Source organism: uncultured Rhodococcus sp. (assembly GCF_963525155.1).
In the GTDB taxonomy this organism is placed as follows: Bacteria; Actinomycetota; Actinomycetes; order Mycobacteriales; family Mycobacteriaceae; genus Rhodococcus_F; species Rhodococcus_F qingshengii.
This window is the reverse complement of record NZ_CAURKP010000228.1, coordinates 1-7,130: the sequence shown is the minus strand read 5'-3', so window position 1 is coordinate 7,130 and position 7,130 is coordinate 1. Positions and strand designations below refer to the sequence as shown.

The 7,130-nt window shown below is 63.4% G+C and carries 7 protein-coding genes; 2 read left to right on the top strand and 5 right to left on the bottom strand.

All coding sequences use genetic code 11. From position 1 onward, the window contains the following. The 3 genes from RWT78_RS26535 to RWT78_RS26525 all read right to left on the bottom strand — a co-directional run. Nucleotides 1-666: glycosyltransferase family 87 protein (locus tag RWT78_RS26535; RefSeq protein ID WP_314681993.1), on the bottom strand; the 666-nt coding region annotated here is incomplete at its 3' end. Between the two features lie 60 nt (nucleotides 667-726). Further along, nucleotides 727-2,280 (bottom strand): alpha/beta hydrolase, encoded by a 1,554-nt coding sequence (locus RWT78_RS26530; protein WP_314681992.1) that lies wholly within the window; start codon nucleotides 2,278-2,280, stop codon nucleotides 727-729. A 19-nt stretch (nucleotides 2,281-2,299) separates the two neighbouring features. Beyond that, entirely contained in the window at nucleotides 2,300-3,049 is a 750-nt protein-coding gene (locus tag RWT78_RS26525; protein ID WP_276117388.1) for a pyrimidine reductase family protein, read from the bottom strand. A gap of 43 nt (nucleotides 3,050-3,092) precedes the next feature. Between RWT78_RS26525 and zapE the strand changes: the two genes are divergently transcribed. Then, nucleotides 3,093-4,109 carry a cell division protein ZapE gene (gene zapE, locus RWT78_RS26520; protein WP_003942629.1) on the top strand — a complete coding sequence of 339 codons (1,017 nt, stop codon included), beginning with the start codon at nucleotides 3,093-3,095 and terminating at the stop codon, nucleotides 4,107-4,109. A 12-nt stretch (nucleotides 4,110-4,121) separates the two neighbouring features. On the opposite strand, the gene RWT78_RS26515 is transcribed toward zapE, so the two are convergent. Both RWT78_RS26515 and RWT78_RS26510 read right to left on the bottom strand, forming a co-directional pair. After that, nucleotides 4,122-4,655, bottom strand: a complete 534-nt coding sequence (locus RWT78_RS26515) for an N-acetyltransferase (RefSeq protein ID WP_003942603.1) — start codon at nucleotides 4,653-4,655, stop codon at nucleotides 4,122-4,124. A 67-nt stretch (nucleotides 4,656-4,722) separates the two neighbouring features. Then, nucleotides 4,723-5,919 (bottom strand): MFS transporter, encoded by a 1,197-nt coding sequence (locus tag RWT78_RS26510; protein WP_007732911.1) that lies wholly within the window; start codon nucleotides 5,917-5,919, stop codon nucleotides 4,723-4,725. A gap of 116 nt (nucleotides 5,920-6,035) precedes the next feature. Between RWT78_RS26510 and RWT78_RS26505 the strand changes: the two genes are divergently transcribed. Then, nucleotides 6,036-7,130 (top strand): family 1 glycosylhydrolase (locus RWT78_RS26505; RefSeq protein ID WP_314681989.1); only part of this gene is annotated, 1,095 nt, incomplete at its 3' end.

Here is a 7,130-nt window from a genome sequence, read left to right as displayed (position 1 = left end):
TGCCACGACCGTGAGAATGAACGGGATGCCCAGGGCGGTGACGACCACCTTCCACTGACCGCGAACGAGTGGCAGCAGGAGCAGCGGCGCGAGAGTGGGTTTCACTGCGATGGTGAGACCGATCGCGGCGCCGGCCCACAGATCTTTCTTGCGCATCAGCAACAGGAGGAAGGCAACTTCGCCGAGCAGGACGAGGCCGTTGATGTTGGTGAACACCAACGTGTTGGTGACCGTCTCCGACATGAACGCGCCGAGCACCAGAATCGGCGCCGCGATGGAACTGATCGTCAGGTCGAACAAGCGCAACAGCAGGTAGAGAGCCACGAGAATGGCGACGGCATTGACACCGATGAACAGCCACCGTGAGCGCTCGGGATCGAGGATCGCCAGGGGTGCCATCAACAAGGAACCCGATGGTGGGTACAGGTAATGGGGGTCTACGGAGTTGAAATCTGCGGTGTAGACGTCGCGCCCGTTCCAGAACGCCAGCGCGGCGTTGTAGACCGGTCGGAAGTCATCGGTGATGGCGCCGTTGACTGCTGTGACGATGACACGATTGAGCACTGTCATCACGGCGATCGGCCACAAAACGAAGTTGACGACTTGTTGGGTTGTCCGCCCGGTACGCGGCTCGAGCTGTCGAAGGAACACTTCGGCACGGTACACCGGAGCAGGGTGTGATCGGGGGATGCACCCCTTTTCGGTCGTGGTGGACGAGCGCCCGAGTCAGGCCGGGCACACGCTTCCGTTACTGGGCAGGGAGGCGTCGCTGAGGTAGAGGCGCATCGCCTGTTGAGCGCACGTGGATTGTGCCGCGGGGTGACCCGCACCTTGCCAGTCCAGAGTTGCGAAGCGCGATCCTGCATTGGTCACGACGCCGGTGACGGTCGAGAGTCCGGAGTTCCCGACGGCCGGGTCACCCTGACCGCTCAGCACGAGGACTGGGGGCTTCAACTGATTCGGCAGGGGAGAGTTGGCGGTCGACGGCCAGCTGGCGCACGCCAGCAACCCGAGCGCGGCTTCTTGCCCGAACACCGGATAGTTGGTGCCCCACGTGTTCGCAAGCTCGCGCGCACGCCCGATGCCCGGCCATTGCATGCCGTCGGTGCATCGTCCGATGAACTGGCCGTCGCCGTCCACCTCGTTCTCCGCCCGGGCGGCGCGCTCTCGAATCGGTGAAGCGTTGCCGGTACCGAGCGCGGACAGAGCGTCGGACAGTGAGCGGGTCTCCTGCTCACGGTTGGTTCCGGCAGTCCACAGGCTCGCCGAAATCGCGTTCGACACCGCAGCGGCGGACAGCGGCTGGAATTCATCGGCTCGAGCGCGCTCCATCAAGTCCGTGACCGATTTCTTCGGATCAGGGCCGAGCGAGCACCCCAGCGCCACACATCGCTGAGCGAACGCGGTCAACGCGGCTTCCTCGCCCTGCACGCGACTCTCTGCCTCGGTGGCAGCGTCGGTGGCCACCGGAGCGGGAGAATCGAGGATCAACCTCGCGAGGTTGTTCGGGTGGGCCGCCGCATAGCTCAGCGCGATGTCCGAGCCGGACCCTGCCGACCACAGAGCGATGGTCTCGACGCCCCACCGCGTACGTAGAGCGTCGATGTCCTCGGCAGCGGAGTCCGCGCCGAACTTCAGTTCTTGAGGATCGAGATAGTCGGTACAGGCGATGGTTGCATCGTGACCGAGAGCGGCGACCGCGTCGGCGGCGTCGCCGGTGGAGTCCGCGTCGAACTGGCCCAGATCGTGAAGGCCGCGCCGAATCTCCGGCGTCATGCAGTCGATTGCGGTGGACCTGTCGATTCCGCGGCGATCGAGGGCAACCACGGGATGTTCGGCGAGAACCGTGTTCAAGCCGGATGCGGCGAGCATGGCCAGAGAGTTTCCCGACGAACGATCGGTGCCCGATGTGAACACGATCGGATACGCGCCGGCAGGCGTCGACGAGGTCCGAGCGCGGGTCAAGCCGGCAGTGAAGTTGCCGTCGATGGCGCCGGTCACGTCGATGGGGGCATTGAATTCCGCGCATTCGAGAATGACGCCGGCGCTCGACGCCGCGAGAGCCTGGTCGGCGAGTGACGTGCCGGTGCAGTCTCGCCACGGTATGTCATCGGTCGGGACGCCAGGGTCAACCGGCGGCGCATCGGGCGACGGTCCCTCGCTCTGGGCAGGGCTGCCGTCGGTGCGGCCTTCGACCGCGACGGCGGGCCGAAGCGACGGACCGGCGCCGCACGCACAACACGTCGCGAGGACGACGGCCATCAAAGCAACTCTGCGCATGCCGACCAGAGTGCCAGGTTCACCGACGTGGCTGCTGACGAACCCATCGAGTGAGGATCGTGCCGTCCGTATCACCGAGAATGTGCGCGGGACGCATGGCTGTGGGCATTGCGTTGGGGGAGAGTGAGATTCGGCCGACTTTGCTCCCCACCAGTTGAGGTGACGTGGTGATGCAGAGTTCGTCGAAGGCATTGTCCTCGATCAACTGCCCGAAAAGTGACGGTCCGCCCTCGCACAGCACGCGACGGAGCTTGCGAGCCGACAATGCCCTGTCGATGTCGCCGCTGGTGACGTTCGGTGAGTCCGTCACCTCCACCTGCGCTCCGGCAGATCTCAGCGCCGAAATTGCCGCGGAGTCCGCGTCGCGACCGACAACAAGGATCGGTGGAACTTCGGTATCGCGAAGGAGTCGGCTTTCGGGGTCGATCGACGCGTGCGCCGAGACGACGAGGATCGGTGGGACCGGAGCGAGGCCGCTCGCCTTTCGTCGCGCCCGAGCTGCGTCCGAGACCTGCACACCCCCGTAGTTCTCGGCTCGCGCTGTGCCTGCGCCGACCACGACGACGTCACAGAGTTCGCGCAAGATCCCGAATACCGACTTGTCTGCAGGTGTGCCCAGTCCATGGCTCACTCCGTCGACGGAGACGCACCCGTCGATGCTGGAAACGAAGTTCACGCGCATCCAGGGTTGGGAGAGGTTCTCCGGATAGGCGTACAAGCCGCGGAGTTCGTCTTCGTGGCCTGGTGTGAAGTAGGTCGCAATATCCATACGGTGCACATGAGAGATCACATCACGTAGATACCCTTGACGGATGCATGAACGTCTTGTCGATCGCAGCCCGGTGGTACCCGCCGATCAACTGGTAGCTCAAATGGTGCCTCCCGCAATGTTCGACGAGGTGAGTTTTGCCTCCTACATTCCTGATCCGAAGGAACCGAGCCAGGCAGCTGCTGTCGCCAAGGCCGAGGAATTCTCCAAGCGCGTAACCAAGATCCGTAGTGGTGGACGCCGCGGACTGTTCGGCAAGAAGACCCAGGCGACCGGCGCCGGCCTGTACCTCGACGGCGGGTTCGGTGTCGGTAAGACTCACTTGCTGGCGTCGATCTTCCACAGCGTTCCGTCGCCGAAGGCTTTCGGAACCTTCGTCGAGCTGACACACGTCGTCGGCGCTCTCGGCTTCAACAAAGCGGTCGAAGCGCTCGCCGACCACAGCGTTCTCTGCATCGACGAGTTCGAGCTCGACGATCCGGGCGACACCATGCTCGTATCCCGCCTCCTTTCGGAGCTTTCCGCGCGCGGCGTGTCCATCGTCGCGACGTCGAACACGCTTCCCGGCCAGCTCGGGGAGGGTCGCTTCGCCGCCCAGGACTTCCTGCGCGAGATCAAGAAGCTCGGCTCGATCTTCGAGACGATTCGCGTCGACGGCCCCGACTACCGTCACCGCGATCTCCCGCCCGCACCCGAGCCCATCTCCTCGGAGGAGTTGGTCTCTCGGGCCGACGCCATCGACGGCGCCACGCTCGACAACTTCGACGAGCTGTGCAAGCACCTCAGCACCCTGCACCCGTCGCGGTACAACAAGCTGGTCGAGGGTGTGAAGGCCGTGTTCATCGACGGTGTCCACCCGGCAACGGATCAGTCCGTTGCACTGCGCATCGTGGTTCTCGCCGACCGCCTGTACGACGCGAGCATCCCGGTCACCGTTTCCGGCGCACGCCTCGACGAGATCTTCACTCCCGAGATGCTCGCCGGTGGGTACAAGAAGAAGTACCTGCGCGCGACCTCGCGTCTGCTCGCACTTTCTCGTTTCGAGGTCGCGGCCGGCTAGTCTGCACGCCTGTCAGCTGACGGGGCGCTCCATCACGAAATCGTGGTGGAGTTGTGCGCCCACGAGGAAAGTCTTCGTGCCGACCTGTGTGAAACCGTGCTTTGCGTAGAACTTCTGGGCGCGCAGGTTCTCCTGATTGACGCCCAGCCAGATCCCGGCACTTCCGCTGCGTCGTGCGTGGTCGACAACCGCGTCCATCAAGGATGCTGCCGCGCCGGTTCCGTGGTTACCCGGAAGCACGTACAACTTGCTGAGTTCCGTTGTCGGGCGAAGTGTCACAGCAGCTTTGACGTCCGGGTCGGCGGGCTCGTCGTCGACAAGCATCGCGTAGCCGACGATCGAACCGTCGCGAATGACCTTGAGAACGGTTCGCGTCGGATCGGTCAGGTACTCGGAGAACTTGTCGACGGAGAGAACGTTGTCGATGAAGGCGCTGATGTCGTCGTCGGATGCGTCCGGCGGACACGCCAGTGGAAATGTCACCGCTGCCACGTCGGCGATTGCTTCGGAATCCCAGATCCCGGCCCGGTCAACGGTGATCGTCACGTCAGTTTCTGCCTCTCGCGCACACAATTCGGTCGATCAAGTACACCACTTTCCTCGGGCGCAATGCTCAAGCGGCGTTCTCGGCGACCGGAGTTGTGGCTCGTTTCGGTGCGAACGCGGGAGCAAGAACTATCAAGATCGCGCAGAACGCCAGCGGAATCAGGAACCCGATTCGAAGGTCACTGAAGGCAGCGACCGCGCCGACGATGCCGCCGCCGACGACTGTGCCGACGTAGTTGAAGAGGTTGATGCGTGCGATCACCGCATCGACCTGATCCGGGGGAGCCATCCTGCCGGCAGCGCTGAAGCAGATCGGAGCGATCACCGGTACCCCGAGCCCGACGATGAGGAACCCGGCGATGGCAACGGCGGGAGATTGCGCGAGGACGACAACTGTCATGCCGACTACGCCGATGAGAGAGCCGATCCGCACGACGGTGGTCTCACCGAATTTCCCGACCCAGTAGTCCCCGGTCAGTCGTGCGACAAGTGCCGCGATCTGATACGCCGCCACGGAAAGGGCAGCGGTCCCGGCGTCGGCGAGCAGTTCGTCCTTGACGTACAGAGTCGACCAGTTTCCGACGCTGAAGTCGACCGCGTAGAACAATGCCATCGCGACGCCGAGGAGGACGAAGGCGCGGGTGGGTACCGCGAATTTCGCGGTGCTCGTGATGTTTGCCTCGGCAACCGGAGACTCGGACCGATCGAGCAGTTGCGGGCCGAAGGCCAGAAGCATCAGTCCGACAACAACTCCAGCGATCACCTGCGTGACGCGGATCGAAATGTCGAGGCCTGCGGTAGCAGAGATGAACAGGGCGCCGACAATCGCTCCGACGCTCCAGGAAGCATGGAACGAGGAGAGGATGAAGCGGCCCTTGGCGTGTTGGATCGAGACTGCCTGCATGTTGGCGGCCGCGTCGACCATGCCGAGTCCGATGCCGTAGATCGCCAGGAAGACGAAGAACATCGCTGCGTTGGGCGCAATTCCGGTTGCCCCGCCGAAGACTGCGATGACGGCGAGCCCAGTTCGCAGGGTCATCTTGCTCGACGTTCTCACGGCCAGCATCTCGGCGAGCACGCTGCCGAGCCCGGCGATGACGGACACGGTGACAACCGCAACCACAACCAGTGTCTCGCTCAACTCGAACAAGTCCTTGTACTGCGGCAGCTGCGTCAGAATGGCGGCGAGCAGAAATCCTTGAAGTCCGAAGGCCACCGAAGTGGCGATCCGAGCCCTCGTCAGGGTGCGGGTGTTATCCGTCATCAAGCAGGGCCTTTGTCTCGTTCGTTCGGTTAGGCCGAACGGTACTGGATCTTGATACTGGTCGAGTGTCCAACAAAGCTGCGTGTTTTGCACGGTTCTTTGATTAACTGACCGACATGACTCGGCAGCCGACACCAGAATTTCCGACTTCCTTCGTCTGGGGAACCGCCACTGCGGCCTATCAAATCGAAGGAGCTGTGGCCGAAGACGGTCGCGGACCGTCGATCTGGGACGAGTTCTGTGACCGTCCCGGTGTTGTCGTCGGGGGCGACACCGGGACGGTCGCTGCCGATCATTATCACCGCTGGGAGTCGGACATCGAGCTGATGAATCAGCTCGGGCTCGACGCTTATCGGCTGTCTCTGTCGTGGTCGCGCATTCTGCCCACCGGATCGGGGGCAGTGAATGCGAAGGGGCTCGACTTCTACGACCGCCTGATCGACCGACTGTGTTCAGCGGGAATTACTGCCGCTGTCACGCTCTTTCACTGGGATCTGCCCCTGGCACTGCAGGAGCAGGGCGGCTGGATGAACCGCGACACCTCGTATCGGCTGGGGGAGTATGCGCAGGTCGTCGGCGAGCGGCTGTCGGATCGGGTCGGAATGTGGATGCCGCTCAACGAACCAGTTGTGCACACGCTTTACGGGCATGCCCTCGGAGTTCACGCCCCCGGACTGGCCTTGGGGTTCGAGGCTTTCCAAGCCGCACATCACCAGCTGCTCGGGCATGGCCTCGCTGTCGAAGCGCTTCGGGCAACCGGATGCACGAACATCGGAATCGCCTCGAACCATGCTCCGGTGCGTGCCGCTTCGGATTCGCCGGAAGACGGGATGGCTGCCGACATCTACGACCACGTCGTCAATTGGATGTTCGCCGACCCGGTTCTGGTCGGGAAGTACCCGGCCGACGAATTCGCTCAGCTGCTCAGCGGTCCTGTCGACGAGGACTTGAAAATCATCGGGGCGCCGCTCGACTGGTACGGGATCAACTACTACGAGCCGACGATGATTGCTGCTCCGGTGGAAGGCCAGGGGACCGAAGGTGTGCTCGAAGTCGACCTGCCCCCGGGCCTGCCCTTTGCCCCTGTCGCGATTACCGGTTATCCCACAACCGATTTCGGTTGGCCGATCGTTCCCGAGGGGCTGGGCGAGATCTTGCGGACGTTCCACGCCCGCTTCGGTGACGCACTGCCGCCGATCTACATCACCGAA